Source organism: Alkalihalobacillus sp. MEB130 (assembly GCF_032335535.1).
In the GTDB taxonomy this organism is placed as follows: domain Bacteria; phylum Bacillota; class Bacilli; order Bacillales; family Bacillaceae_D; genus Halalkalibacter.
Genome location: NZ_JAOANA010000008.1, coordinates 108,397 through 133,890, shown reverse-complemented (window position 1 = coordinate 133,890; position 25,494 = coordinate 108,397). Strand labels below are relative to the sequence as shown.

Here is a 25,494-nt window from a genome sequence, read left to right as displayed (position 1 = left end):
ACATCAACACGACGATTCACGTTACAATTAAAGGTGTAGAATTCAATAACCCTACACTAAAAAGTGTAAATCTTTTTTTTCAGAAAATCTAGTTTTTTCGTAAAAAAAGGGATATTTTTCATGCTATTTAACAATTGTGAAAAAAGGAATGACAAAGAATGATTCAATACGACAAAATCAACAATCAAATTCTCTCTTCATCTTGCTTAACATGCAAAGATGAATGTTTTCAGCCTCCGAATAAAGAGGTTCCAAAGGTTGGTTGTTGCTCATATAGTCCAACTTTCTATTTGCTTGAAATTTCAAATATGATTCATAAAGATGAAACATTCTTTTTAGAAGCCATTTTATCTAATCCAAAATCGCAAATTTCGCCCTTTCACATTACGGTGCCTGCCAACATCCATCCGAGTTACTCGAAGACAGATAGTGACTTGGACCTTTCACCATTAGAAGAAGATGATTTGCGTCATTCTCATTCGATTTGCCAATTTTTCAAAAATAATCAAGGTTGTACGTTACATCCTTCTTTTAAGAATTCTGTATGTCGTTCATTCGTTTGTCTTTCAATCGAGGATCATCTGAATGAAAGGGAAAAACAGCCTCTTCAAGCTTTTACTCACTATATTAAGAAGGAAGAATCTAATTTTCAGCGCATTCATGAACAGCAATTACGTAATCTTAATGCTGATTTACAAACCTCTCCTGTTGCAGTCATTAATTACTTTAAATCACTTAAAAAGACACAGTAAAAGGAGATTGAGCCTAACCTAGCTCAATCTCCTTTTACTTCTATTTCTTATTTTTGTAGTTTGTTAGCAACTGTTGATTGAAACCAATCTGCTATTTGGATTTTCTCATTCTCAGTAAATTGAAAAAGCGGAGAATCGCACCCCTCTTCTCGTAACACAATTTGCAAAATCGTCTTATCTCCCTCCACAATAACGAGTGCTTCAGGATCTTGCAATTCTTCAGGAATTTCCCCTTTAAAAGTTACTACGTAATGAGTCCAATGTTGAACGTCATACGAATCAACCAATTGTAAATTCTCAAGTGTACATTCTGTATATTTCTCAAAAGTTAAATCAATCATTTGTCTCTCACTTTCTTGTTCTTTCCTATTTAAATTAAGTTATTCGTTGTTCCAAGAACTCCACTACTTTTTCAAGCTCTTCTTTTGTTGTCTGTAGCCCTAAGCTAAACCTGATGGTCCCCTTTCCATCTTCTGGATGCACTCCCATTGCTTTTAATACAGGCGACAATGTTACTTCACCTGAATGGCAAGCCGATCCAGTGGACGCTGCAACTTCCGGGACTTTATCTAAAATCTCTTGCCCAATATGATGCAAGAAACTTACATTCAATGTGTTTGGCAAACAAGCCTCTGGATGACCATTAACACGAATTTGATTAGGAAAAGCTTGAAGGAGCAATGATAAGAAGTAGCTTTTTAATTCCCCTACATTTGTCCCTTGTATTAAATGTTGACTAGCCTGTTCACAAGCTGCTCCGAGTCCAGCTATTAGTAAAACATTTTCCGTTCCTGCTCTCAATCCGTTTTCGTGCCCCGCCCCATGAATATATGAATCAAGGCTCACTCCTTTTCGGACATATAGTGCTCCGACTCCTTTTGGAGCATATAACTTGTGTCCTGCTAATGATAGAAAATCAACATTCTGCTCTTTGACATTAACAGGGACTTTTCCTATTGATTGAGCTGCATCCGTATGAAAGAAAATCCCTTTATCGCGTGCTATCTTCCCTATTTGTTCAATAGGTTGTATCGTTCCGACTTCATTATTTGCATGCATAACCGTAATAAGGATAGTATCTGGTCGAATCGCTTGTTCGATTTCTTCTACCGATACAAGACCATATGAATCTACCCCAACATAGGTGACGTCTGCCCCGAATTTTTCAAGATACCGTAACGGTTCTCGGACAGCTGGATGTTCTATCGTTGTAGTTATGATATGTTTTCCTTTATGTTGATACTTTTCAAAAACATTTTTTATTACATGATTATTCGACTCACTCCCCCCACTTGTGAAGATGATTTCTTCTTTTTGAGCACCAAGCAGAGAAGCTACTTGCTCTCGTGCTTGGTTTACTACTCGTTTTGCTTCTGTCGCCGCAAAATGAGTAGTGGAAGGATTTCCATAATGCTTTGTTAAAAATGGGGTCATGGCTTCTATCACTTCTGGGAGTAATGGTGTACTTGCATTATAATCTAAATATATTTGATTCATTATTGATTCCTCCAACATTTCATACACTTAGTGTATCAGTTCACTTCTTATCATGCATAACAAATTGTTTCCGAACCACCCTAAGAAAAAACAAGATAGGAGGTAAAAGATATGGAGATGAATATTGAATCCACCATTAGTCACGTCCCATGCACCGTTACCGTTGAACCTAGAAAAGAGATATATGAACTACAAACGTTTGATACTAGTAAACGATCTTTTGCAAACGGACACGAGTTACTTGCGTGGATAAAGAGAAATTGGGAGCCTGTTCAATTCCAAAACCCTACAGAATACCAAGACCTCATACACGCCATTACAACAGAAATGAAACAATCATAAAGGGTCTCTTGTTTCCCCTCTTCTACTTCAGACAAGCTCGCATATACTTACTAGATAGAACAACAACGTTTGGAGTGAGTATATGCTTGCTTTTATTTTGCTTCTTCTTCTTTCTATGCTAGTTAGTATCGACGCATTTGCAATCGGTTTTCTATTTGGATTAAAAAAAATACGAATCCCGTTAATTGTAGTTGCAATGATTGCGCTTTTCTCGGCATTTGTTGTTTTCTTTTCTATGGGCATCGGCCGATTTATTGGGGATTTCGTGCCAACTAACGTGATTCAAACAGGTGCTGGTATCCTTTTAATAGGAATTGGTATCTTTAATCTCATATATGACCTTCCCCTTTATCGACGTTCCTATTTCGTCATGATTGCTTTATTGATGAATGTTGATAGTTTTGGGTATGGCATCCAAGCTGGCTTAGCCGAACGATCATTTTGGTTTGCCCCTTTGGCAGGAATCATCATTTTTGGTGCTTTTATAATAGGAGTGATACAAGGACACGAAACAAAAAGCCGTTTTATTCTTCGTTATATGAGTGTTATCCCTAGTATCCTTTTTCTATTATTAGGATTCAGCAAGCTTCTATTTTAGTGAAAAATACTAGTTTCCTTTACCAGAATTTATTAGACAATTCTCTTACTTACATTTACTATTAAAATAAAGAGTATAGGGAAAGGAAACTACTATATAATGTCATCAAAAGAATTTGATTTCACTTCACACTTACGTTTATCTTCTGGTTGCCATGTGTTATATAGCTATAGCCATATAGATGCCTATGTAAAAAATGCCGTCAGTTTCATTAGTGAAGGAATGGATAAAGACCATTTTGTCGTTTTTATCGATTCTAAAAATCATCTTGAACAAATTACACCGATTGTAGAGTCTAAATACGGCTTTAACTCTATATCAGAACAAGTTCTTTTTGTTGATTCTGAACAATATTATCAATTTCAAAACGGTCACCAACAAATCGTTATTAATTTCCGACAGATGATTAAGCCACACTTACCTCCAACAAAACCTACTCGAATTTGGGGATTTAATCAGATCGATGCTCCTTATACCATGCTTGAAAATTTAAAGGCTCATGAACAAACATGTCAATGTTTTATAGAAAAACATCATTCACTCATGGTGTGTGCTTATGATGGTCAAAAGATATCTGCGGCATTTCTAGGAGAGATGCTCCATTATCATGAATATTACATGACTGACACTTCTTTAGTTCCATCCAATCTCTATTATCGTTCTCAAAAGAAAGTCATGTTTCCTTCCATCTCTGAACAAGTTAAGCGTGAAAAAGATACAGAAGACTTTATGATACGTTCAGAAAAATTATCTATGGCAGGACAATTGGCTGCAGGAATTGCACATGAAATTAGAAATCCCTTAACTTCTATTAAAGGGTTCTTTCAACTGATAAAAGAATCAAACGACAAAGAGCATTATTACAATATCATTGAAGAAGAATTAACTAAAATTGAGCAAGTTTCAAGTGAAATGCTCCTGTTGGCTAAGCCCCATTCTGAAGTTCGGCATCCATTTGAGGTCAAGACTCTTATTAATGATGTAAAAATGTTACTTGAAACTCAAGCAATAATAAAAAACATTTCCATTATAACTGCATTCAATGCGGACCCATTATTCATTTACTGTGAGGATACGAAAATCAAACAAGTTCTGATAAATATCATTAAGAACGCAATTGAAGTCATGGAATATGGAACGATAACGATAAAAACAGAAGAGGTCCAGTCTCGTGTTATTTTATCTATTAAAGATGAGGGTCCAGGAATATCGAAAGAAGAATTACAAAAAATAGGAGAACCGTTTTATACAACGAAACCCAAAGGGACAGGATTAGGTTTACTTGTATGCCAAAAAATCATTGAATCTCATAATGGCTATTTATCAATCGAAAGCAAAGTAGGGACAGGAACTACATTTATAGTGGACCTCCCATTACATAAGACCAATGAACAAATCTAGTTAAATATTGAAAAACTGAGTATTCTGTAAATTATTAGCAATTTTTGCGCTTGCCTAGGAAATAGTAAAGTCAGACTGCTACATTTACAATCAAAAAAGGATAACTATAGTAACGTCTCTATAGTTATCCTTTTTATTATCTTACCAATCCCCTACTATGCTGTTTAGCAACTGAAATTTCAAAATAACTATCATCATCTTCATAAATTCGATCAATAATAATTAAAACATCCTCAAACGCAACAGAATGGTTGTTCGTATTATTCTCACTCATAAAACGAATCATATTTTCAACCTCAACATTTATCTTATGATTAAGATCTTCCTCGCTCGTTTTTTTGCTTCTGATGCTATCATTAAAATCCATAGGATATTTAGGAATATTCATCGCCCTTACCTTCTTCCATACTAATTTACTATAATCATAATGGTTTGGAGTGGATGAATCAAGAATTGAATTATAAGAATAAATAACAAAAAAGAATCCATCTATAATATATAGATAGATTCATGTCACTTTATGTAATGCTAATTAGTAAGTTGAAGTATTAGAATTAATTCTAATATTATCACTGGGAATTGAAAGCTCTACTGGTTCACTATTTATTCTAATATTATCGCTTGGGATGGATAGACTACTTAGAGAACCTCCGAATAATAAAACCGTTAATACAAGCATTCCAAATACTAGCTTTTTCATTAAATCACCTCCTTTTTGAAGATTTTATTAGCTCATTTATTGGTAATTGTCTATAATATTGATCTCCTGCTCTTTCGAAGTAAATTGATGACTTATTAAATAATTCTCTATCCTCCATTATTAATCCCCTATAATACTGGTCGAATGCCTTAATATAGTCATTCTCTATTTTTATCTCAATTTGATTTAATAACTGTAATGCTTTTTCCTTTTGATTACTTTTTATTAGATAAAAGATATATTCATATTTATCGTCTAAGGTTGTGGATGATTTATTCAAACATACCTTTTCTGGTTCTCCCCAAAAACAATAAGTAAAGTTTAAACTCTTCTGAGCCTCCTTCACTAACATCTCATGTTTAATTTCTTTAGATATATTTAATGATTTATTAAAACACTCTACTGCCTTAACTTTATCTGAAATAATAAATGAATTGCCCATTCCTGTTAACGCAACAGCTCGCATAGTAGGTGTCAATGCATTATTAATTATATCCGTCCCACAAATTCTAGAATTTTCCACATCATTTAAATGTAAGTGAACACTTTGCATTGTAACTAAATACCTACACTGCAACGAGGTTTTCATAAACCCCTCTTCCAACATGTTAATTTCTACATTCACTAATTCACTTAAGGAAGCAATCATTTCAAACTCTTTTTGACTTGAGTAATTATACAGCTGAAAGATTTTAATTAATGTTGAGAGTTCAGGTGCTTTTACCATTTTATACGTTAATTCTTTGATTGCATCAATTAAATCCATTTCCTGTTTGTAAACAAGGTGATCAATTTTATATACCTCGGCCCACTCTTTGCTTTCAACACTAGACGATTCAAGCAATCTAGTAATTAATGCTTCAACTAATGTTGATTTGCTATTAATGACCAAGTACTCCAATGATACTCTAGCTAAATCAGATTCGGGGTCTACGTTGTTCACAAACTCTTCTAGGTTTTCAATCGCACTAAAAGTTTCTGCTGATATCTCTTTTATAGTCATTAGCTATCATACCCTTATCATCATATTTATTACTAAAAATATATGATACATTTACTAGTTACGTCAATTAGACTAGTAAAAAAAATTATTTTCTTAGAAAATTTAGAGCTTTTTTATGAGTTTTTTTACATTTTATCCCTATTTTTGATTCTAGTCTAGTGTTTTTCTTCCCACGAAATTACATACATTCTTCCCCATCAGAAAAAAAGTTCATCTTATAGGTGCTTGGTGTAGCCCGTTTGTTTTTTACTGAATAAAGTAACTATAGGCTCACTTGAAAATGGAGGGATTATTATGGAAGAACAACTCATTATACCTTGGGACATAGATGGGACTCTCGAGGATGATTTTTTTGTACCCGATTATATTTGGGATATGGCTCAAGTCGTATTAACACATTATGAATTAAAGGTCCAAAACCTTGAAGTGATAACAACGAAAGCTGATAAAGGTGGACTCATTTGGAAAATGGATACAGATCAAGGTCCCTATAGTTTGAAGATCTTACACAGAAGACCTGGCAGAAGTAAATTCAGCCTTGGGGCTCAAGAGTTTTTAGTAAAGGAAAAAAACGCTAATGTCCCCCCTTTATTTCAAACGAAGGATGGCGAAAATTACGTAGAGATGGGAGGCAAGCTTTGGTTTGTCGCTAAATGGATTGAGCCACTTTACCAAGTTGGAAACGATTTAGAAGGAGCAAAATTACTTAGTCATGCACTAGGTGAGTTCCATCGACTATCAAAAGGGTATGTGCCTCCAAAAGGATCTGAGAATCCTTCTCGCCTCTATAGATGGCCAAAATCCTATGAAAAAGTCGTAAAGAAAATGGATTGGTTCCGAAATATCGCTACTACCTATCCAGAGATGCCGGCAAGTAGTGCGATTCTTACTCACATTGACATGTTTGAGGAACAAGCACGTAAAGCCCATTCTCTCTTACTTCAATCTCCTTACCATGAATTAGCTGCGCTTGGAAACACACATTGGGGTCTCGTTCATCAGGATTATGGATGGTCGAACGGACAAATGGGCCCTAACGGTATGTGGATTATAGACTTAGATGGCGTCGCCTATGATTTACCAATTAGAGATTTACGCAAGCTGATTACAGGACAAATGGACGATATGGGTTATTGGGATGTGACTTGGATGAAAGAAATGATTGAAGCATACCATGAAGCCAATCCAATTGATGACAAGCTTTTTGAGATTCTCTTAATAGATATGTCATTGCCAAATGAATTCTATAAGAATGTGAAAGAGATGGTGTATGAACCGACCGTCTTCCTAGATCATGAAGTAGAGACGCTCTGTCATACGATTGCGGAAACAGACAAATCGAAATGGCCAGCTATCGAGGAGTTGAGACAGTGGAAAGGAGTTAGCAGTAAATGAAGGTACTGATGATTTGTACAGAGAAACTTCCAGTCCCAGCTGTACGAGGTGGTGCCATCCAAACCTATATTGACGGCGTCTCACCAACCTTAAGTTCCAAACATGAGTTAACTATATTAGGTTCAACAGACCCCTCTTTGCCACTTGATGAAATAATAAATAACATTCGCTACGTCCGAACTCCTGGGGGGTTACTCGAAGATTACCGTGATGGTGTCAAACAATTTTTACTTTCTGAACCTGAATTTGATCTAATTCATATTTTTAATCGTCCGCGACTCGTTTTAGCTGTACGTGAATGTGCTCCCAACGCTCGAATCGTATTAAGTATGCACAATGATATGTTTAAACGTGAAAAGATCGACCCATTAGAAGCTTCTGCGGCCATCGACCAACTTGATAAGATTATCACAATTAGTGATTATATCGGCAAAACAATATCAGACTTATTTCCTCAAGCTGCATCGAAATTAAAAACAATCTACTCCGGGGTTGATATAAATCGTTTTGCTCCCCCACATTCAAAAAAAGCTCGAGAAATGCGTCAAGAAATAAGACAAGAATACGGGCTTGAAGGAAAAAAGATCATCTTGTTTGCCGGTAGACTTTCCAAAAATAAAGGGGCCGACATCCTCGTTCAAGCCATGCCAGAATTAGCTAAAAAACATCCTGATATTGCCCTTATAATCGTGGGAAGCAAATGGTTTAGTGTAAACGAAGTGAGTGACTATGTTGCTTATGTTCGAGCTCTCGCTTCCAAATTGCCTATTCCCGTGGTTAATACAGGCTTTGTAGCACCAACTGAAATTCAAAAGTGGTTTGCAGCAGCGGATGTTTTTGTTTGTCCATCTCAATGGCAAGAGCCATTAGCTAGAGTCCATTATGAAGCGATGGCATCTGGTCTACCTGTTATAACCACAGCTCGTGGTGGGAATCCAGAAGTTATCACTCCTAATAAAAATGGTTTTGTAGTTGAACAACCTGAGGATCCAAGAGCATTCGCTGACCTGATCGCTCCTCTCCTTTCCAATTCAAACCTCTCTAAGAAATTAGGGCAAAATGGAAGAAAGTTAGTTGAAGAAAAATTCACTTGGGATCGAGTTATTTCTGATATTTTAGATGTTTGGGATGAAATCGAATTCAATAAAGATCATGTTCCCCTCCCTACTAACACCGAAGCAGTACAAGTCATGGAAACCATCGACGAAAATACAAATGAGCAAGTTTCTTATTACCTTACAAATAATCAAGATCGAAAAAGTGAAGAGGATTTGTTTACAATAGATAAGTTGCAAGAAAGAGGAAATGAACAAATGAATAGAAGCGATTTCTACTGAAATGGAACAGCATGAAAATGACATTGATGAAGAGCTTGATTCGAATGACAATATTAAAAATGTCCTCGACCTAGTAGAAGAACTTGCGAATACCCCAGCTGAATATGATCATGATGATTCAGGTAATAGTTCAGCTGTACATGAAGAAATGATCGCCCAAAGTCAACCAAAAAGAAAAAGAACTAGAAAAACAAAATCACTAAATCTATCTAACAAAATAATAGATTTACCCTCTCACCCTAGTAACTTGCATTTAAAAGCTAAACGCTACACAAGAAAATGAGACAAAAACTAAGTGCAATATTAGTACCGAAAGTTAAAGTTCTGATTTTGATTACAAGAATCTCATTAAGTCACTAAATGATGAAACGATTACAAAGTTGCAAGCTAAATGATCTAGTAAACAAAGTAGGATATAAAGACTACGTGCCAAAATTTGTTCCTCCTTCTTTTGTCTTAAGTAGGTGCTTATCTATACGAATTTCCCAAGGATGAATACCCTACTAATGATCAAAGAAAAATGGAGGGATTACGATGTCCGAAGAACTCATCACACCTTGGGATTTTGATGGTACGTTAGACGACGATTCATACGTGCCTTCCTATATTGAAGATATGGCTCAAAAAGTAATGGAACAATATGACCTTACCGTTCATTCGTTTCTAGTAATGGCGACCAAAGCGGATAAAGGAGGTCTTATTTGGAAAATTGAAACAGACAAAGGTCCGTTTAGTTTAAAAGTTCTGCATCGCAGACCAACAAGAAGCCTCTTCAGTCTTGGAGCACAGGCTTATTTAGTAGAAGAAAAAGGAGCAAGAGTTCCTCCTATTTATAAAACAAAGGACGGGCAAAATTTTGTGGAAATGGGCGGAAAATTATGGTTTGTAGCAGAATGGCTACCACTTGAAGAAGCTTCAGAAGATTTAGATGGAGCCAAACAACTCTGTACTGGCCTAGCTGAATTTCATCGTTTGTCACAAGGTTACGAACCTCCTTATGGCTCTGAGAAGCCTTCTCGCCTGTATCGCTGGCCCAGGAAATACGAAAAAATGATTAAAAAAATGTCATGGTTTAGAGATATCACGACTGCTTATCCAGAAATGCCCGCTAGTTCTACCATTCTCTCCAACCTTGATCGATTTGAACAACAGGCAAAAGATGCTTTATCTCAATTAGAAACATCGAATTACCATGAATTAGTAAAAAAGGGCAATAAAGAATGGGGTTTGGTTCACCAAGATTACGGTTGGGCGAATGGACAATTAGGTCCTGGGGGCGTATGGCTCATTGACTTAGACGGAGTAGCCTATGACCTACCTATTCGCGATTTACGAAAGCTCATAACAAATCAAATGGAAGATATGGGAACATGGGATGTAACATGGATAAAAGGAATGATTGAAGCATATCATGAAGCAAACCCAATAAATAAAGAACTTTATGACATTCTCCTCATTGATATGTCCTTACCAAATGAATTTTATTTACAAGTAAAGGATATGGTCTATGATCCTACCATTTTTCTAGACGAAGAAGTAGAGTCAATCGTAAAAGACATCATCGAACTTGACCATTCGAAATGGCGTGCACTTGAAGAGCTGAAAGAATGGAAAGGAGTTATAACATCATGAAAATATTGATGATCTGTACCGAGAAGCTGCCGGTTCCAGCGGTAAGAGGAGGGGCCATCCAAACCTATATTGACGGAGTCTCGGCTTCTCTAAAAAAAGAGCATGACTTAACCATATTAGGAACAAGTGATCCGAGTTTACCTGATGATGAAGTAAAAGATCATATTCGATATGTGCGAACACAAGGTGGCCTGATTGAGGTTTACCGTGAAGGGGTTAAAAAATTTTTACAAGAAAATACGTTTGACGTGATCCATATTTTTAATCGCCCACGTCTTGTCTTACCCGTAAGAGAATGTGCCCCTAACGCCAGAATCATCCTAAGTATGCACAATGATATGTTCAAACCTGAAAAAATTGATCCAGAAGAAGCAGAAGCTGTAATCGATGAGCTCGATAAAATTATTACAGTAAGTGATTATATCGGTCGTACAATCTCTGATCCATTTCCAAAAGCAAAACCCAAGCTAAAAACGATCTATTCTGGTGTAGACATTTCACGCTTTGTACCTCCTCAGTCCGATCAAGCAAAAGAAATGCGCCAGTCTATCCGTAAAGAATATGACCTTGAAGGAAAAAAAGTCATCTTATTTACAGGAAGACTTTCCCCTAATAAAGGGGTTGATGTTCTGATTCGCGCCATGCCTGAGTTAGCAAAAGAACATCCAAATGTCGCCTTAATTATTGTTGGGAGCAAATGGTTTAGTGTAGACGAAGTTACGGATTATATTGCCTATGTTCGTGCTCTCGCTGCAAGATTACCTATTCCTGTCATCAATACTGGGTTTGTTCATCCAACAGAAATTCAAAAATGGTTTGCCGCTTCCGATGTGTTTGTTTGTACATCTCAATGGCAAGAGCCGTTAGCACGAGTCCATTATGAGGCAATGGCTTCCGGGTTACCCATTATAACAACGAATCGTGGTGGAAATGCCGAAGTCATTGAACCAAACCGAAATGGCTATGTAATAGATGATCCACAAAATCCATCTTCTTTTGTAGAACACCTTACCACTCTTTTATCAGATCCCGCTCTTCGTAAAAAACTAGGAAACTACGGAAGGAAATTAGCCGAAGAACACTACACATGGTCTCGCGTTATTAAAGATATTCGCGAAGTATGGAACGAAGTGGAAGAACGAATTAAAAATGGTATACAGCTTGATTCTTTAGATGTAGAGAAAGAAGAAGAAATGAATCAAAGTCTGTCGGAAGAACATTCCGTTAATGTAAATGAAGGAAAACAAACAGATCCGATCGAAGATGTGATTGAAGATCTCAATGAACAACTTCAATCTACCGAGTCAGAAGAAGAAGTTCAAAAGCCTACTTCTGAACCTATTGAAGACGTCATAGAAGATCTTAATGAACAACTTCACTCTACCGAGTCAGAAGATTTCCATCAGGAGAAAAAGAAAAAGAACATTATAAGGAAGAAGACGTCTCTTACTCGAAAGCCTTCTATAACTGAAACCACTCCCGATGAGGAACATGTGCCTCTTGAGAATGTCATAGAGGATTTACATGAACAAATCGAAACAGATGAACATCAAGTGCCTGAAGGCGGAGATGATTGGCTTCAAGGACGTGTGCCGCTTGAAGAGGTAATTGAAGATCTAAATGACCAGATGTCATCAACTGATCGCAGTGCCCCAACCTCAGAACTTGAAGATTCTAGGTTAAAAGGTCTGAGTAAGAATAGATTGAAACAACGAATGTCGAGGCAATCACAACGAAGAACATTACTATTATCAGAACTCTCGTCTCAAGATGATTTACTTGATATTCTTCTTTCCAAAGTCCAAGAACGAACTACAAAAACGGGCAAACGGAATCAAAGTACTGACTCTGAAAAAACGGCAGTGAATAGTGTTATAAAAGACTTACAAAGTTTATTAAAAAATCAACAGCTTCAATCAGACAAGAAAAAAGAATTGATTGAAACGGTTAATGATATTACAACCGCAAAGCTTTTCAATAAATTACAAACAAAAAGAAATCTGAGCAACAAAAAGAGAAGACGTTAACAAAAAAAGAGTTGTTACTAAGGTGGGATCATTAGTAACAACTTCTTTTTTACATCTTATAAATGTTTTTTATATACTCTATTTCTTCTTTTAAACCGGCTTGTAATTCGTATTGCGGTTTGTAAGCTAGCAATGACTCTGCTTTGCTTATATCAGCCCACGTATGCTTTGGTTCTCCAATCGCTGCTTTCGCATAATGGATGTTGGCTTTTTTATTAAGCAGCCTTTCTATCTGAGAGATCACTTCATTGACAGATGCCCTCTCTTTTCCACCTATATTAATTGTCTCTCCAATTACTCGTTCTGCATGCATGACAGAGGCAGTAGCTCTAGCGCAATCCCGAACAAATGTGAAATCTCTTGTTTGTGTGCCGTCTCCGTAAATCGTCACTGGTTTGTCTTCTATAACACTTTTGATGAAACGATGAAACGCCATATCACTCCGTTGTCTCGGCCCATAAACAGTAAAATATCGGAGAATGACGGTTGGAACCCCAAAACTTTCACGATAGACATGGCATAAATACTCTCCCGTAAGCTTCGTTATCCCATAAGGCGACATCGGCTCTAAAATTGCGTCTTCTGAAACCTTCCCACTCTTCTCGCCATAAACTGAAGACGTGGATGCATAAATAAATTTCTTAATAGGAACATGTTTGCTTGCCTCTAGCATGTTTTGTGTTACTTCTATATTATTTTTCACATACTCTCGAAAATCAGTTCCCCAACTTGAACGTACTCCCGGCATACCAGCTAGATGAAACACATAATCGATATTTTGCAACCTAAATTCCCACTTAATTGAAGCTAGATCTTCTTCATAAAAAGTAAATCGCGGATGGTTGAGTAACGAAGTAACATTTCCTTTTTTTATCTTTTGTGGCGTAGGTCCAATATATGAATCTATTCCAAACACGTGATTTTTACTATCTTCTAATAGTCTTTCACATAGGTGTGAACCGATAAAACCAGCTGCACCAGTAACTAGAATATTCATGGTCTAGCCACCCCCACATACCGTAAACCATGACTTCTTATCTTATAGGGTTGAAGAGCGTTCCTACAATCTACAATGGTGTTTCCTCTCATTCTTTCTCTTACTACTTTCCAATCTGCTTCTATAAACTGCTTCCACTCTGTTGCAATAATGACCATATCAGCTTCACGAATGGACTCATACATATCTTTATAGTTGGTTACATGATTCAATTTGGGAGAAACCACCGGATCATATAAATGAACGTGACAACCTTCATTAACAAACTGATCGACTAGCTTTAATGCTTGCGAATGACGCATATCATCGGTGTTTGGCTTAAACGTAGCCCCCCAAATAGTAATATTCTTTTTTTGGAAATCAGGAAACTCTTTTTTGATTTTTTTCATATAATAAGCAATAATGCTATCGTTTACGCTTTGAGCCGCCTGCAACATATGCGGTGTTACGTTTCTCGTAATCGACTGATGTTCTAACGAAGACAAATCTTTTGGTAAGCAGGAACCTCCGTAACCTAAGCCCGCCTGCAAAAAGTGGTGACCAATTCGAGGATCCATGCCAATCCCTAAAGCTACTTCAGTAATGTCCACACCACAAACATCCGCTAATTGTGCTAATTCATTTATAAAGGAAATTTTCACTGCTAAAAAAGCATTGGACGCATACTTAATCATTTCTGCACCACTTAAGTTCGTGATCACATAAGGGGCATCAATAAAGTGATATAACTTTTGTAACACTTTTACCGCTTGATGATTTTTCAATCCTACAACGATTTTATCTGGATATAACATATCATGTATGGCAGTCCCTTCCCGTAAAAACTCAGGGTTTGAGACGACATCAAATAACGATTCAGACACTCCATTTTTCAGAAACGTCTGGTTCAATTCTTCATTTGTACCAATCGGTACCGTACTTTTTGTAATGATCACTTTATGCGTATCGATTAAGGGGGACAAATCATTGGATACTTCATGAAAGAAACGGAGGTCTGTTTTTCCATCTTTATCTTGCGGTGTACCAACGGCAATAAAAATGACAGAGCTTCGTTTCACAGCTTCTGATAAATTCGTCGTAAATTCTAATGTTCCTTTCCTCACATTTTCCTTAAGCATGTCTTCTAGACCAGGTTCATAGATTGGTACTTCTCCTTGAGAGAGCATGTTCACCTTCTCTTCTAGCTGCTCTACACAGATTACTTTATGTCCAAAATTCGCTAGTACCGTAGAGGTTGTCAATCCTACATATCCTGCTCCAATAACACAAACATTCATCACGTCGACTCCTCTTTAACAAAAATGAAATATATTTTTTATATCTTATTTAAAAAGGGCTGTGTTAGTGAGTTGGTTAGGTAAATTAAAAGAAATTAAACGTTTGTCTAGTTGGAATCGTCTTTTTCGTAGGGAATCATTTATCATTTGATTGGTCCAACACCCAAAAAGGCTGTTCTTTAACGCTTTCTCATTCGGACAAATTCCTATTATTTGCTTGACCGAATACGATACAACTGTAGACGTAAGGGGGAATTTCATGAAAGTGAGAAAAGCAATAATTCCAGCAGCCGGTTACGGTACAAGAAGTCTCCCAATTACAAAGGTCGTTCCGAAAGAAATGTTTCCTATTAATGGGAGACCAGCTATTGACTATATAATAGAAGAAGCTATTTCTTCAGGAATTGAGGAAATATTGATTATCGTTTCAAGAAATAAGAATATGATTATGGATTATTTCGATCGATCTCTCGAACTTGAAACATTTTTAGAGCGAAACAATAAACAACATTTAATTAAGTCCATTACCGTACCAGATATCCATATTCAATTCGTTCGTCAACCTACTGCAAAAGGGTTAGGTGATGCCATTCGCCTTGGAAAACCTTTTGTCAATGATGAACCGTTCGCTGTCATGCTTCCTGATGATCTATTTCTAGATGAACAACCAGTTATTGGGCAATTAATTACCGCCTATCAAGAAGTTCAATCGAATGTAATTGGTGTGCAACAAGTACCTGAGAACCAACTTAAAAATTACGGAGTCATAAAAGAAATGCATTTGAAGGACCAGTTGTTCGAGGTGTTAGATCTTATTGAAAAACCGCAATCAGCACCACCATCGGACTTGGCAGTTACGGGTCGTTATGTGCTTGATCCTACGATTTTCACTTTCTTAGAGCAGCTTAAGCCAGGCAGCGGTGGTGAGATTCAATTAACAGATGCACTTAAAGACATGCTGCAACTCAAAAAATGTTTTGCCCAAAATCTTTCTGGCACACGTTATGATATTGGCAACCCTGATGATTATTATAATTTGCTGCTGTATATGTATAAAAAATTCGGACACGACTCACCTTAAGTTGTATTTTTTCATTAATAGTAGACTCAGAACCGGCTTCTTATCTGTTGTAAAAAGGAGGTGTCCAAAGGCTATTTTACACCTTTGGACACCTCCCTAAATAATGGGTCTCTTTTTACTTTTTTACAAACTACCTTTATTACCGGTTATCAACCGTCTCCGGATACATATCATGATTCATCATACGGTGTTCAGCCATCTTTTCATACTTCGTGCCAGGCTTCCCGTAGTTCGTATATGGATCGATACTAATGCCGCCACGTGGCGTGAATTTGCCCCATACTTCAATATAACGAGGATCCATTAGTTCGATTAAGTCATTCATAATAATATTCATACAGTCCTCGTGGAAATCTCCATGATTTCTGAAACTAAACAAATACAATTTCAACGACTTGCTTTCTACCATTTTCACGTCTGGGACATAGCTAATATAAATCGTAGCGAAGTCTGGTTGATTTGTCATTGGACATAGCGACGTGAACTCCGGGCAATTAAATTTTACAAAGTAATCACGGTTTTGGTGCTTGTTTTCGAATACTTCTAGTACAGAAGGATTATAAGAAAAGTCATAGGCTGTACCTTGGTTTCCTAATAGTGTTACACCTTCTAGTTCTTCTTTCTTTCTTCCACTCATCGTTTTCTCTCCTTCTTACACACCGCGCTTGTTCCCCCAAATAAGGGTATGAAGTTGCGGCAATACTTTTGCATCATTCATAATAATGGATTTCGTTGCTTTCTCAATTAACCATTCATACCGCCTTAACAAGGTTGACAATAGTTTCGCATCGTCTGATGAATGAACCTCTTCATTGCCAATTTGTAAATAGAATGGTACATGTGAATATCTCTTATGAATCATTTCAGCGTATTGAAAGTCCTCATCATCAAAGACAACTACTTTCAAACTTACATTCCGACCTTCTAACTGGTTTATATAATAATCAAGTTTGTCATAATCCGTTTCCATCTTCGAGCTCGGTGGTTTAGGCGAGATCGTTACATCATCCACTTTTTCCATCCACTCTTGCCAAATGGACCCTTGCGTTTCGATTGCTACTTTCCAGCCTTCTTCATGGCAAAGATCAATGAGTTCAGCGATTCCTTTGTGCAATGCAGGATTTCCACCTGAAATGGTCACATGAGAAAAAGCTTCTCCCCCTATCTCTTTTAACCGAGCCACAATGCTACTCGCTTCTATTAATTCACTCCTAGCTGACCCATCCCACGTAAAGCTTGAATCACACCAAGAACAGGAGTAATCACATCCTCCTGTTCTAACAAACATGGTTTTCTGTCCAATGACCATTCCTTCACCTTGAATCGTTGGACCAAATACCTCCATTACCGGAATTCTCATGCTAACTCCTCCGGTTTCGGACGATAAACGACATAACTAGTAGGTGTTTCGCGAACAACAACTTGCAAGCAATTTGGCTTGTTCATCTGTGTTTGTAATTCAGCTTGAACAGCCTTCCAAATTTGTTCAGCTACTCTTTCCGTTGTCGGGAAAACGCCTTTGTATTCAGGATGATCATTTAAAACTGAATGATCATACCTTTTATGAACGATTTCTTTGATTCGCTTAAAATTAATCAGGAAACCTAATTCATCTAAAGCATCTCCAGCAATCGTTATATTAATAAAATACGTATGGCCATGCATATTCTTACACGGACCCGCTGCATCATCTGGAATAAAATGCGCTGCTGCTACATGCATATCTTTATTTAATTCATAGCGATACGAATGCTGAACTTGTGGGTAAAATTGTTGGATCATCATTCACTCCCTCCTTGCTTTTCAGCTAGGTAGGAATCCAATCCTTTTTTGCGTAAATCACATGCAGGACAATCCCCACACCCATCTCCTCGTACCCCATGATAACAAGTTAATGTTTTTTCTCTTACAAAATCAAGAGCATCTAATTGATCAGCTAACTTCCATGTTTCAGCCTTATTCAGCCACATAAGTGGTGTGTGTATGACAAATTGCTCATCCATTGCCAAGTTTAATGTAACATTTAATGATTTTACAAAACTATCACGGCAATCAGGATATCCACTAAAATCTGTTTCACAAACACCGGTAATAATATGACGCGCTCCAATGGCTTGAGCATAAACTGCAGCAAACGAAAGGAACAAATGATTTCGACCAGGGACAAATGTAGAAGGAAGTTCCCCGTTCTCTCCAGCCTTCACCTCAATATCACTTCTTGTTAATGCGTTGGCTGATAGTTGATTAATTAGTGTCATATCGAGCACATGAAAGGAGACTCCTAATTCTTCTGCAATTTCACGTGCACACTCAATTTCATCACGGTGTCGCTGTCCGTAGTCAAACGTTACTGTAGCTACTTCTTTAAATTGATCAAGCGCCCACAACAAGCAAGTTGTACTATCTTGACCACCACTAAAAACAACGACCGCTTTTTCATTTCTCATGTCTCATTTCTCCTTTTCGTAAAGCGTTCATTAAATATCTAACTATCCAACGAACCTTCTAATGAAGAAAAGAGCATTCGTCACTCCAAACGGGTATATTCGTCCTTTTTCATTCATAAAGTATCTTCAGGAAGGAACAATATGAATAAAGGTTCTAGAAATGCATTCTAAAACATAACGGACCCTTGCCTACTAACGACAAGAAAACTGTACTATCAAGACGTACAGTCCACACCTTAGTTTTTTATAGAGGGAGTTTGCGAACCTCTTGTCTTTTTTCCACTATCTATCATAGCACAAAGTATTTGGGGTCGCTATTCTTTTCACCTCGATCAAAACTTGGTAAAATAACTATGCAGGTAAATTTATACATAAAGAAATGAGGAACGTACATGTCAACTTTTCAAGAAAAACTAGAAAAATATGCTGAACTTGCCGTCAAAGTTGGTATCAATATACAACCAGGTCAAACTCTCGCTATTCGTACCCCCCTTAATGCAGCAGAATATGTCCGTGCTGTAGCAAAGAAAGCATACGAAGCAGGTGCAAAAAATGTACATGTCGAGTGGAGCGATGAAGAACTAACGAAAACAAAATATGAATTAGCTCCAGATGACGCGTTTCATGAATTTCCTGAATGGGTTGCAAAAGGCTATGAAGAAATGGCCGAGAACGGTACTGCATTCTTAAGCATTACAGGTTCAAATCCCGACCTTTTAAAAGATGCGGACCCAGAGCGTGTGTCCAATGCTAACAAAGCAAGTGGTAAGGCAATGGAGGGATTCCGCTCCTACATTATGTCCGACAAAATTAGTTGGTCAATCGTAGCTGTTCCTTCTGTTGGCTGGGCGAAAAAAGTCTTTCCTGAAGACTCAGATGAGAAAGCAGTTGAGAAACTATGGGAAGCCATTTTTGCAGCTACTCGCATTAATGAGGCTGATCCAGTTTCAGCATGGCAGGAGCACTTATCTCTGCTTGATGACAAAATGAATGCGTTGAACGAGAAGCATTACCATGCACTCCATTACACGTCAGAAGGAACAGACTTAGTAATTGAATTACCTGAGACACATCTTTGGGTAAGCGGTGGAAGTATTAATAAAGACGGAGTATCCTTCGTTGCAAATATGCCTACTGAAGAGGTGTTTACATCTGCTAAGAAAACAGGCGTAAACGGAACCGTTTCAAGTACGAAGCCATTAAACTATGGGGGAACTCTCATTGATAATTTCTCACTTACATTTAAAGATGGAAAAGTAATTGACTTTAAAGCTGAAGAAGGATACGAAACATTGAAGCGTTTGCTTGATACGGATGAAGGAGCTCGTTTTATTGGAGAAGTAGCTCTTGTTCCACACAAATCACCTATTTCTGATACGAATATCCTTTTCTACAATACGTTATTTGACGAGAATGCATCCAACCACCTAGCTATCGGATCTGCCTATGCATTCTGTATTGAAGGCGGAAAAGACATGAATAAAGAAGAGCTTGAGAAAAATGGCTTAAACACGAGCTTGACACATGTTGATTTTATGATTGGGTCTGCTGATATGAATATCGATGGCGTCTATGAAGATGGCAAACGTGAACCGATCTTCCGTGAAGGGAACTGGGCGTTTTAATTTCATCTTGATTCAGCAAAGGGGTACGAAAACGGTCCTAGACCTTTTCGTACCCCTATTCTATATTGCACTTCTTCTATTTAACTTCATTTCCTAATCTTACCTCTCCTTTTCTTTCTACAATTGGTAACACTATTGTTAAAAGGAGGATGAAAGATGTCAAATCCATACTTATGCCCTAATTGCAAAACAAACCGTTCACGGTTTAATTTAATTCAACAAGTTGCTACTCCAGTGAAAATGGATGCAAGAAGTGGTGATATTATTGAACAATATGAAGATAATAACGCAGGCCCTCTTCATATGACGTATCGTGGCCCCGAACTTCGTGTACAATGCGCCACTTGCGGTTTAGTCGAGGAAGAAAGAATGTTTGTAAAACGAGCCCAACAACAACAATAGGAGCCATTCAAAATGGCTCCTTTTATTATTCAAATATAGATAATGCTTGTTTTCCTAATAAAAAACTTCCTATAGCATAAGCTTCCGCTTGATCTCTTATTTTCGTTGATCTTGTAGTAGTTCCATCGTAAACGTATAAATGATATGGCTGATACGACGGATCTTCTTCAAAAGCTGATCGTAAAAACATGGACGTTTGTGCAAGACCGTGATTGCCCCGATACATCACTTCATAAAAGGAAATAAAACCATGCATAACACCATTGTAGCGAATTGTTTCTACCGGAACTCCGTGTTCTGATAGACGTTTGGCATAGGCTTCCCCTTCATCACGTAACGGATCAAATTCCGCTGTAATAACAAGGGCTGGTGGCAATCCGTAAAGATCTTCCGCTTCAAGTGGTGACGTATAAGCATGAATCCACATCGACTCATCTGGTGTATACGTATCTCTCGCTCGTAACATGACGCTTCGAGATAGCAAATAATAGCCACTGTCATATGTCATTCTTGAATCAAATTCAATATCCTGGAATGTCGTTAAAGGATACAAAAGTGCTTGTGCTGTAATAGGAGGACCATTTCGGTCTCTCGCCATTAGTGAAACGACTGTTGCAATATTTCCTCCTGCACTATCACCTACAACAGCAATCTTAGTTGGGTCTCCTCCTAATTCTTCGGCATAATGATGAGCCCAAACGAGTGCATCATAACTGTCCTCAATCGCAGCAGGGAATGGATGTTGAGGAGCGACTCGATATCCTACTGCAATGACAATGCTGTTCGTTCGTGACGCTAGTGCCCGAACGATATTATCATGAGTATGGATACTTCCATACCCTTCCATAAATGCTCCACCATGATAATAAAGAATGATGGGATGTGGACCATCTGCAATCGGTCGATACATTTTCCCTTCAACAGTTGACCCATCTGAAACTGGTATGTCAATCAATTCATTTGTAAAACGAGGCACCCCACTATTTGAAAGGAAATTAGGTACCTTCATATCTGGTGTAACCAAGTTATGGTGAACGGCATGAAGAAGCACCGCTGTTTTAGGAGGAACTTTCCCCGCTTCTGTATGTGCCCAATAATGAACAAAGAGAATGACACAAAGTGAACTTACAATAAACCCAAGTGACGCAACCATCATCCAAATGCCTAGTTTCTCAAATACTATTTTCATGGCGTCACCCCCATAAGAAGTCTGACAATTTATACTTTTATTATATCAGGAAAAAGAAAATCAGATAAGAGATTTTATCAAATTTTTATACATTTTTACATATTGTACGTGGTTCTTTGCTAATCCGTGACTTAAATAAAAAGGTAACCAGGTTACAAAGCATCTGGTTACCTTTTTGTGGAAATGACGCTTAATTCCAATTGAACTCTATAAATTCATTACGTCCTGACTTGTTTCGATCCTCCTTGTATTCTTTTGGACTTTTTTTATAGAAATGTTGATGGCTTTCTTCTGCCGGATAAAAGGTTGAAGCGTTTAATATTTCGGTTACAATCGGTTTTTTAAAACGTTTGCTCATGACTATTTCTTGTTTTGATCTTTTTGCTTGGTCTTTTTGGTTTTCATTATGATAAAATATCGCTGTTCGATACTGTGGACCTCGATCGTGAAACTGACCATCTGGGTCGGTTGGGTCAATCTGGGGCCAATAAAGTGATAATAGTCTTTCATAAGTAAATAAGGCCGGATCGTATGTAATTTGTACAACTTCATAATGCCCACTTTTACCTGATTTTACTTGCTCATAAGTAGGATTATCTACATGTCCTCCCATGAATCCGGAGTCCACTTTTATAATACCAGGTAATTCATCAAATGGTTGAACCATGCACCAAAAGCATCCCCCTGCAAATGTTGCTTTTTCCAAATTTTCTTCTCTCATACTATTCCCCTTCTTTCGATTATTATTGCCAATTCTTACTTATAAACGGTGCTTTTTTATTCCTTAGTTTTTGAGTATTTATTGGGACAAAGAACACCCATATTATCTTGTACTTTTTCCCTCATTAACAAATTGCATTCAGCTCATCAAAAGAAAATAGCGATCCATTAGGCACTCGCCTAAACAATGTTCGGGCGCCTGCATAGGATAACAGTGGATTTTAAAGTTAAAGGAGGACATTTTTTATGCATTATCAAAACATTCCGCCTAAGTCTACAGATCAAACAGTTCCACAAATGGTAGCTGGTGTTGACCCATTTATGATTCAAACTCTTCAATCGCTCTTACACTCAAATGTTGTCATTCAAACAACGGAAGGACTTGTCCGCGGTATTGTAGCTGATGTAAAAGCTGATCATGTTGTCATCGATGTGAAAAATTGCCCATTTTTTGTACGTATTCAACAAATAGTTTGGGTAAAGCCGTCTGTGTACCGAGAAGAAGAGTAAATCGAACTTATTACAAAAGAGGTATCCAACAGGCATTTGCCTTATTAGGTACCTCTTAAAGATCTCCATCCTTTGACTTCCTCATCTCAATTCTTAAGATGAAGGCTCCGTTTTTTCTTGTTCCTCATAAACAAAGTCAATTTCTTCATTTTTTCGACTATATTTCACTTTCAAATCATGGCCTTTAAAATACCAAAGATCTTTTTCTTCTATATAGAAGATGATCCCATCAGCTTCTTCCTTTGCCCCAATGACTGAAGGAGATTCCTGACTAATTCCAAGTGAAAACCCACTCTGAATCGATCCACACCCGCCATACCTAGCAAAAAAGCGGACATGTTCTCCTTGCCCCTTTAATCCTAATTCTTCTTTAAACCACTGCAGTGCCGGCTTTGTAATTTGTATATTCATTATAAACACTCCCTATTTAACCTTACCTGCCTCTATCATATCAATTATGTAAAACGCTTGTCTATGAAAGATACCTTTTTACATTACCTACGCTAAAAAAAGTTTCCTTCTGTCAACTTTTTTAACGTCGTGCATATACTATAAAAAAAGCAGCGATCACATATCTTAATAAAAGGAGGAAAAATAATGAGCTTAACAAAACGCACATTGTATTATGCTCACCTTTTTAGCAAAATGGGGCTATTGACAGAAGAACAAAAGAAACAATTAGAAAAGTCATTACAAAAGAAATAAGAACGTAAGCAAACTGCTTACGTTCTTATTTCTTACTTACCCAACCAATTGATCTAGTGTTTCTACAAGCTGAACAATCTCTGGCTTGCTAATTTGTGCATTTGCTCCTACTTTCTCACCTTTATGAAAAAGGTCTGTTGAAATTAATGAAGAGAAAATAACCACAGGAAGATGCTCAAGCAGTTGGCTTTCTTTTATTTTTAACGTTAGATGATGACCATCCATTAAAGGCATTTCAATATCTGTAATGACAAGGTCCACCTTGTTTTCTATTTCATCCTTTGTTAGCGACTGTAGAAATTCCCACGCACTTTTTCCATTTTCAAAAAATTGAAGACGATCATAGCCAGCTTCATGCAACGTATCTTGTAACAACTTGCGTAAAATAGCAGAGTCCTCAGCAATGACAATCCTCTTGTCCGAACGTTGTCTAACACCTAACGCCTTTACTCGCTCAACACTTAAACCGGTATCTGGATTAATATCTACAACGATTTTTTCAAAATCTAATAACAGAGCCATCATTTCTTCCATTTTTACAATACCGATCGTATGTCCCATGTTCCCCTGAGAAAGTTCGCTCGGCTTTTCAATTTGTTCCCATGAAATTCGATGAATTCTAGAAACACTATGAACATGAAACGCTACTTTCATTTTGTTGAGTTCCGCAATAATAAATTTATCTTGTTCTGGATTTTCTGAATCTGGCAAATGTAATACTTTAGCTAAATTAACAACGGGAATCACTTCTTCTCGTAAACGAATGACTCCTTCTACATGTTCATGCCCATTTGGTGTACCTGTAATTGGAAGAGGGTTTATAATTTCTCTCACCTTTAGCACATTAATTCCAAACGTGTTATTTCCTATTTGAAACATCACAATCTCTAGTTCATTCGTACCACTTTCCAATAAAATCCCTTGTTTTTCTAGCTGATTCATATAAACTTTCCCCCATCTTCCTGATACTTCCTACCTACTACCTATAGTTTATAAGAGGAATCACTTACTCGCAAGTGAAATTTCATTCATTAAACTAACCAAAAAAAATCGAACGATAAGCCTTATAGATAGGACTAATCGTTCGATTGACTATTAAACGTGAATCGTAACTTCACTTTCTTCTCTTAAATTAGCTAGAAGGGCATCCATTTGGAGTTGAAATTCAATCTCCTCACGAACCTCTTCTAATTCAGGGAAGTCAGCCTCTGCTTCAGGTGCAGATGCTACAGCTTCGTCATAAAATGCTTGGATCTCTTCTTCTGTCACTTCTATTTCTGTTACCTTTTGCTCAATGTATTTATTGCTTTTGACGTTTTCAGCAACATCTTCTCGAAGCTCTTCCATTGGCACTCCTTGTGCTTCTAATAACTCTTGAAGCTGTTCTTCTGATTCAAGTCCAAATTGAGCCATTAAATCGGCAATTCCTGACTCAATTTCTTCATCCGTTACTTCGATTCCTTCTTCATTTGCTGCATTTGCGATAAGAGTCGAGTTAATAATTCTATCAAGAACTTGATCTTTTACTTGTTCTAAGTAAACAGCACCTTCTTCACTATCAATATCAATTCCTTGCATCGCAAGTTGCATCGCTTCCTGCTCTATTGTAGCAACATAAACTTCTTTATCGATATCTTCACCATTTACCGTAGCAATAACTTCCGGTATATCTGACGTATCAATGAAAGATCCCATTTCCTCTTCTCCAGGCTCTACAGCCTCAGTTTCGTCTGTTGCCACTGGATCCTCTTGAGTTGCTTCTTCTTCTCCTCCACAAGCAGCTAGTCCAAATGCTAGTGCGCAAATACCAAACCCCATTACTAACTTCTTCAAATTGATTCAATCTCCTTCCATTTA

General features: G+C 37.3%; 29 protein-coding genes and 1 riboswitch. Of the genes, 13 read left to right on the top strand and 16 right to left on the bottom strand.

The features are described from left to right. Positions 1 to 158: 158 nt before the first annotated feature. The gene (locus N0O92_RS10275) at positions 159 to 752 is read left to right on the top strand and encodes a hypothetical protein (RefSeq protein WP_315614562.1); all 594 of its coding nucleotides are present in this window, start codon (positions 159 to 161) and stop codon (positions 750 to 752) included. A 47-nt stretch (positions 753 to 799) separates the two neighbouring features. On the opposite strand, the gene N0O92_RS10270 is transcribed toward N0O92_RS10275, so the two are convergent. Both N0O92_RS10270 and N0O92_RS10265 read right to left on the bottom strand, forming a co-directional pair. Then, positions 800 to 1,093 (bottom strand): hypothetical protein, encoded by a 294-nt coding sequence (locus N0O92_RS10270; protein WP_315614561.1) that lies wholly within the window; start codon positions 1,091 to 1,093, stop codon positions 800 to 802. A gap of 34 nt (positions 1,094 to 1,127) precedes the next feature. After that, positions 1,128 to 2,249, bottom strand: coding sequence for a cysteine desulfurase family protein (locus N0O92_RS10265; RefSeq protein ID WP_315614560.1), 1,122 nt, complete (start codon positions 2,247 to 2,249; stop codon positions 1,128 to 1,130). A 111-nt stretch (positions 2,250 to 2,360) separates the two neighbouring features. On the opposite strand from N0O92_RS10265, the gene N0O92_RS10260 reads away from it, so the two are divergent. The 3 genes from N0O92_RS10260 (at position 2,361) to N0O92_RS10250 (ending at position 4,590) form a co-directional block, all read left to right on the top strand. Then, entirely contained in the window at positions 2,361 to 2,591 is a 231-nt protein-coding gene (locus tag N0O92_RS10260; RefSeq protein ID WP_315614559.1) for a hypothetical protein, read from the top strand. Positions 2,592 to 2,673: 82 nt separating this feature from the next. Continuing rightward, a complete protein-coding gene (locus N0O92_RS10255) occupies positions 2,674 to 3,189 on the top strand; it encodes a manganese efflux pump (RefSeq protein ID WP_315614558.1) in 516 nt (171 codons plus the stop codon). Positions 3,190 to 3,288: 99 nt separating this feature from the next. Then, positions 3,289 to 4,590 carry an ATP-binding protein gene (locus N0O92_RS10250; protein ID WP_315614557.1) on the top strand — a complete coding sequence of 434 codons (1,302 nt, stop codon included), beginning with the start codon at positions 3,289 to 3,291 and terminating at the stop codon, positions 4,588 to 4,590. Positions 4,591 to 4,726: 136 nt separating this feature from the next. On the opposite strand, the gene N0O92_RS10245 is transcribed toward N0O92_RS10250, so the two are convergent. The 3 genes from N0O92_RS10245 to N0O92_RS10235 all read right to left on the bottom strand — a co-directional run bounded on the left by N0O92_RS10245 (position 4,727) and on the right by N0O92_RS10235 (position 6,293). Next, positions 4,727 to 4,978: a hypothetical protein gene (locus N0O92_RS10245; protein WP_315614556.1), complete on the bottom strand. Its 252-nt coding sequence runs from the start codon at positions 4,976 to 4,978 to the stop codon at positions 4,727 to 4,729. Positions 4,979 to 5,122: 144 nt separating this feature from the next. After that, a complete protein-coding gene (locus tag N0O92_RS10240; protein WP_315614555.1) occupies positions 5,123 to 5,290 on the bottom strand; it encodes a hypothetical protein in 168 nt (55 codons plus the stop codon). Between the two features lie 4 nt (positions 5,291 to 5,294). Beyond that, positions 5,295 to 6,293: an AimR family lysis-lysogeny pheromone receptor gene (locus N0O92_RS10235; protein ID WP_315614554.1), complete on the bottom strand. Its 999-nt coding sequence runs from the start codon at positions 6,291 to 6,293 to the stop codon at positions 5,295 to 5,297. A 294-nt stretch (positions 6,294 to 6,587) separates the two neighbouring features. Between N0O92_RS10235 and N0O92_RS10230 the strand changes: the two genes are divergently transcribed. From N0O92_RS10230 to N0O92_RS10210, 5 genes are all read left to right on the top strand, one after another. After that, positions 6,588 to 7,688 (top strand): CotS family spore coat protein, encoded by a 1,101-nt coding sequence (locus N0O92_RS10230; protein WP_315614553.1) that lies wholly within the window; start codon positions 6,588 to 6,590, stop codon positions 7,686 to 7,688. Next, a complete protein-coding gene (locus tag N0O92_RS10225) occupies positions 7,685 to 9,025 on the top strand; it encodes a glycosyltransferase family 4 protein (protein WP_315614552.1) in 1,341 nt (446 codons plus the stop codon). Before N0O92_RS10230 ends, N0O92_RS10225 begins: the two co-directional genes overlap by 4 nt. Position 9,026: 1 nt before the next feature. Next, positions 9,027 to 9,308: a hypothetical protein gene (locus tag N0O92_RS10220; protein WP_315614551.1), complete on the top strand. Its 282-nt coding sequence runs from the start codon at positions 9,027 to 9,029 to the stop codon at positions 9,306 to 9,308. A gap of 251 nt (positions 9,309 to 9,559) precedes the next feature. Continuing rightward, a complete protein-coding gene (locus tag N0O92_RS10215; RefSeq protein ID WP_315614550.1) occupies positions 9,560 to 10,657 on the top strand; it encodes a CotS family spore coat protein in 1,098 nt (365 codons plus the stop codon). Continuing rightward, the gene (locus N0O92_RS10210) at positions 10,654 to 12,684 is read left to right on the top strand and encodes a glycosyltransferase family 4 protein (protein ID WP_315614549.1); all 2,031 of its coding nucleotides are present in this window, start codon (positions 10,654 to 10,656) and stop codon (positions 12,682 to 12,684) included. The genes N0O92_RS10215 and N0O92_RS10210 overlap by 4 nt, the downstream gene beginning before the upstream one ends. Positions 12,685 to 12,733: 49 nt before the next feature. Here the strand turns inward: N0O92_RS10210 and N0O92_RS10205 are convergent, their stop codons facing one another. Both N0O92_RS10205 and N0O92_RS10200 read right to left on the bottom strand, forming a co-directional pair. Next, a complete protein-coding gene (locus N0O92_RS10205; RefSeq protein WP_315614548.1) occupies positions 12,734 to 13,681 on the bottom strand; it encodes an NAD-dependent epimerase/dehydratase family protein in 948 nt (315 codons plus the stop codon). Further along, complete coding sequence (locus N0O92_RS10200) at positions 13,678 to 14,958, bottom strand: UDP-glucose dehydrogenase family protein (RefSeq protein WP_315614547.1); 1,281 nt, start codon at positions 14,956 to 14,958, stop codon at positions 13,678 to 13,680. The genes N0O92_RS10205 and N0O92_RS10200 overlap by 4 nt, the downstream gene beginning before the upstream one ends. A 259-nt stretch (positions 14,959 to 15,217) precedes the next feature. Here N0O92_RS10200 and N0O92_RS10195 point away from each other — a divergent pair, with 259 nt between their 5' ends. Beyond that, entirely contained in the window at positions 15,218 to 16,039 is an 822-nt protein-coding gene (locus tag N0O92_RS10195) for a UTP--glucose-1-phosphate uridylyltransferase (RefSeq protein ID WP_315614546.1), read from the top strand. A gap of 139 nt (positions 16,040 to 16,178) precedes the next feature. Here N0O92_RS10195 and queF read toward each other — a convergent pair whose 3' ends face one another. Genes queF through queC form a run of 4 tightly spaced genes read right to left on the bottom strand, consistent with a single transcriptional unit; the run spans position 16,179 to position 18,486 of the window. Beyond that, positions 16,179 to 16,676 carry a preQ(1) synthase gene (gene queF, locus N0O92_RS10190; RefSeq protein ID WP_315614545.1) on the bottom strand — a complete coding sequence of 166 codons (498 nt, stop codon included), beginning with the start codon at positions 16,674 to 16,676 and terminating at the stop codon, positions 16,179 to 16,181. 15 nt (positions 16,677 to 16,691) lie between these two features. After that, complete coding sequence (gene queE / locus N0O92_RS10185; RefSeq protein ID WP_315614544.1) at positions 16,692 to 17,399, bottom strand: 7-carboxy-7-deazaguanine synthase QueE; 708 nt, start codon at positions 17,397 to 17,399, stop codon at positions 16,692 to 16,694. Next, positions 17,396 to 17,821, bottom strand: a complete 426-nt coding sequence (gene queD, locus N0O92_RS10180) for a 6-carboxytetrahydropterin synthase QueD (RefSeq protein WP_315614626.1) — start codon at positions 17,819 to 17,821, stop codon at positions 17,396 to 17,398. The genes queE and queD overlap by 4 nt, the downstream gene beginning before the upstream one ends. After that, entirely contained in the window at positions 17,821 to 18,486 is a 666-nt protein-coding gene (gene queC / locus N0O92_RS10175; RefSeq protein ID WP_315614543.1) for a 7-cyano-7-deazaguanine synthase QueC, read from the bottom strand. The genes queD and queC overlap by 1 nt, the downstream gene beginning before the upstream one ends. Before the next feature lie 230 nt (positions 18,487 to 18,716). Next, a riboswitch (PreQ1 riboswitch) is annotated at positions 18,717 to 18,760 on the bottom strand. Between the two features lie 118 nt (positions 18,761 to 18,878). Between queC and N0O92_RS10170 the strand changes: the two genes are divergently transcribed. Both N0O92_RS10170 and N0O92_RS10165 read left to right on the top strand, forming a co-directional pair. Further along, entirely contained in the window at positions 18,879 to 20,111 is a 1,233-nt protein-coding gene (locus N0O92_RS10170; RefSeq protein ID WP_315614542.1) for an aminopeptidase, read from the top strand. A 156-nt stretch (positions 20,112 to 20,267) separates the two neighbouring features. Beyond that, positions 20,268 to 20,513, top strand: a complete 246-nt coding sequence (locus N0O92_RS10165) for a DNA alkylation repair protein (RefSeq protein ID WP_315614541.1) — start codon at positions 20,268 to 20,270, stop codon at positions 20,511 to 20,513. A gap of 25 nt (positions 20,514 to 20,538) precedes the next feature. Here the strand turns inward: N0O92_RS10165 and N0O92_RS10160 are convergent, their stop codons facing one another. Then, on the bottom strand, positions 20,539 to 21,702 hold the full coding sequence (locus N0O92_RS10160; protein ID WP_315614540.1) for an alpha/beta hydrolase: 1,164 nt from the start codon (positions 21,700 to 21,702) through the stop codon (positions 20,539 to 20,541). 190 nt (positions 21,703 to 21,892) lie between these two features. Continuing rightward, on the bottom strand, positions 21,893 to 22,423 hold the full coding sequence (gene msrA, locus N0O92_RS10155) for a peptide-methionine (S)-S-oxide reductase MsrA (RefSeq protein WP_315614539.1): 531 nt from the start codon (positions 22,421 to 22,423) through the stop codon (positions 21,893 to 21,895). Positions 22,424 to 22,668: 245 nt separating this feature from the next. On the opposite strand from msrA, the gene N0O92_RS10150 reads away from it, so the two are divergent. Then, entirely contained in the window at positions 22,669 to 22,932 is a 264-nt protein-coding gene (locus tag N0O92_RS10150) for a YuzF family protein (RefSeq protein WP_315614538.1), read from the top strand. A 93-nt stretch (positions 22,933 to 23,025) separates the two neighbouring features. Here the strand turns inward: N0O92_RS10150 and N0O92_RS10145 are convergent, their stop codons facing one another. From N0O92_RS10145 to N0O92_RS10135, 3 genes are all read right to left on the bottom strand, one after another. After that, the gene (locus N0O92_RS10145; protein WP_315614537.1) at positions 23,026 to 23,343 is read right to left on the bottom strand and encodes a HesB/YadR/YfhF family protein; all 318 of its coding nucleotides are present in this window, start codon (positions 23,341 to 23,343) and stop codon (positions 23,026 to 23,028) included. A gap of 330 nt (positions 23,344 to 23,673) precedes the next feature. After that, positions 23,674 to 24,579: a chemotaxis protein gene (locus N0O92_RS10140; RefSeq protein WP_315614536.1), complete on the bottom strand. Its 906-nt coding sequence runs from the start codon at positions 24,577 to 24,579 to the stop codon at positions 23,674 to 23,676. Between the two features lie 153 nt (positions 24,580 to 24,732). Beyond that, the gene (locus N0O92_RS10135) at positions 24,733 to 25,470 is read right to left on the bottom strand and encodes a SurA N-terminal domain-containing protein (RefSeq protein ID WP_315614535.1); all 738 of its coding nucleotides are present in this window, start codon (positions 25,468 to 25,470) and stop codon (positions 24,733 to 24,735) included. Between the last annotated feature and the right edge of the window lie 24 nt (positions 25,471 to 25,494).

Bases quoted from the DNA above. Each gene is read 5' to 3' on its own strand.
- N0O92_RS10275 (WP_315614562.1), top strand. From the start codon at position 159: ATGATTCAATACGACAAAATCAACAATCAAATTCTCTCTTCATCTTGC.
- N0O92_RS10270 (WP_315614561.1), bottom strand. From the start codon at position 1,093: ATGATTGATTTAACTTTTGAGAAATATACAGAATGTACACTTGAGAAT.
- N0O92_RS10265 (WP_315614560.1), bottom strand. From the start codon at position 2,249: ATGAATCAAATATATTTAGATTATAATGCAAGTACACCATTACTCCCA.
- N0O92_RS10260 (WP_315614559.1), top strand. From the start codon at position 2,361: ATGGAGATGAATATTGAATCCACCATTAGTCACGTCCCATGCACCGTT.
- N0O92_RS10255 (WP_315614558.1), top strand. From the start codon at position 2,674: ATGCTTGCTTTTATTTTGCTTCTTCTTCTTTCTATGCTAGTTAGTATC.
- N0O92_RS10250 (WP_315614557.1), top strand. From the start codon at position 3,289: ATGTCATCAAAAGAATTTGATTTCACTTCACACTTACGTTTATCTTCT.
- N0O92_RS10245 (WP_315614556.1), bottom strand. From the start codon at position 4,978: ATGAATATTCCTAAATATCCTATGGATTTTAATGATAGCATCAGAAGC.
- N0O92_RS10240 (WP_315614555.1), bottom strand. From the start codon at position 5,290: ATGAAAAAGCTAGTATTTGGAATGCTTGTATTAACGGTTTTATTATTC.
- N0O92_RS10235 (WP_315614554.1), bottom strand. From the start codon at position 6,293: ATGACTATAAAAGAGATATCAGCAGAAACTTTTAGTGCGATTGAAAAC.
- N0O92_RS10230 (WP_315614553.1), top strand. From the start codon at position 6,588: ATGGAAGAACAACTCATTATACCTTGGGACATAGATGGGACTCTCGAG.
- N0O92_RS10225 (WP_315614552.1), top strand. From the start codon at position 7,685: ATGAAGGTACTGATGATTTGTACAGAGAAACTTCCAGTCCCAGCTGTA.
- N0O92_RS10220 (WP_315614551.1), top strand. From the start codon at position 9,027: ATGGAACAGCATGAAAATGACATTGATGAAGAGCTTGATTCGAATGAC.
- N0O92_RS10215 (WP_315614550.1), top strand. From the start codon at position 9,560: ATGTCCGAAGAACTCATCACACCTTGGGATTTTGATGGTACGTTAGAC.
- N0O92_RS10210 (WP_315614549.1), top strand. From the start codon at position 10,654: ATGAAAATATTGATGATCTGTACCGAGAAGCTGCCGGTTCCAGCGGTA.
- N0O92_RS10205 (WP_315614548.1), bottom strand. From the start codon at position 13,681: ATGAATATTCTAGTTACTGGTGCAGCTGGTTTTATCGGTTCACACCTA.
- N0O92_RS10200 (WP_315614547.1), bottom strand. From the start codon at position 14,958: ATGAATGTTTGTGTTATTGGAGCAGGATATGTAGGATTGACAACCTCT.
- N0O92_RS10195 (WP_315614546.1), top strand. From the start codon at position 15,218: ATGAAAGTGAGAAAAGCAATAATTCCAGCAGCCGGTTACGGTACAAGA.
- queF (WP_315614545.1), bottom strand. From the start codon at position 16,676: ATGAGTGGAAGAAAGAAAGAAGAACTAGAAGGTGTAACACTATTAGGA.
- queE (WP_315614544.1), bottom strand. From the start codon at position 17,399: ATGAGAATTCCGGTAATGGAGGTATTTGGTCCAACGATTCAAGGTGAA.
- queD (WP_315614626.1), bottom strand. From the start codon at position 17,821: ATGATCCAACAATTTTACCCACAAGTTCAGCATTCGTATCGCTATGAA.
- queC (WP_315614543.1), bottom strand. From the start codon at position 18,486: ATGAGAAATGAAAAAGCGGTCGTTGTTTTTAGTGGTGGTCAAGATAGT.
- N0O92_RS10170 (WP_315614542.1), top strand. From the start codon at position 18,879: ATGTCAACTTTTCAAGAAAAACTAGAAAAATATGCTGAACTTGCCGTC.
- N0O92_RS10165 (WP_315614541.1), top strand. From the start codon at position 20,268: ATGTCAAATCCATACTTATGCCCTAATTGCAAAACAAACCGTTCACGG.
- N0O92_RS10160 (WP_315614540.1), bottom strand. From the start codon at position 21,702: ATGAAAATAGTATTTGAGAAACTAGGCATTTGGATGATGGTTGCGTCA.
- msrA (WP_315614539.1), bottom strand. From the start codon at position 22,423: ATGAGAGAAGAAAATTTGGAAAAAGCAACATTTGCAGGGGGATGCTTT.
- N0O92_RS10150 (WP_315614538.1), top strand. From the start codon at position 22,669: ATGCATTATCAAAACATTCCGCCTAAGTCTACAGATCAAACAGTTCCA.
- N0O92_RS10145 (WP_315614537.1), bottom strand. From the start codon at position 23,343: ATGAATATACAAATTACAAAGCCGGCACTGCAGTGGTTTAAAGAAGAA.
- N0O92_RS10140 (WP_315614536.1), bottom strand. From the start codon at position 24,579: ATGAATCAGCTAGAAAAACAAGGGATTTTATTGGAAAGTGGTACGAAT.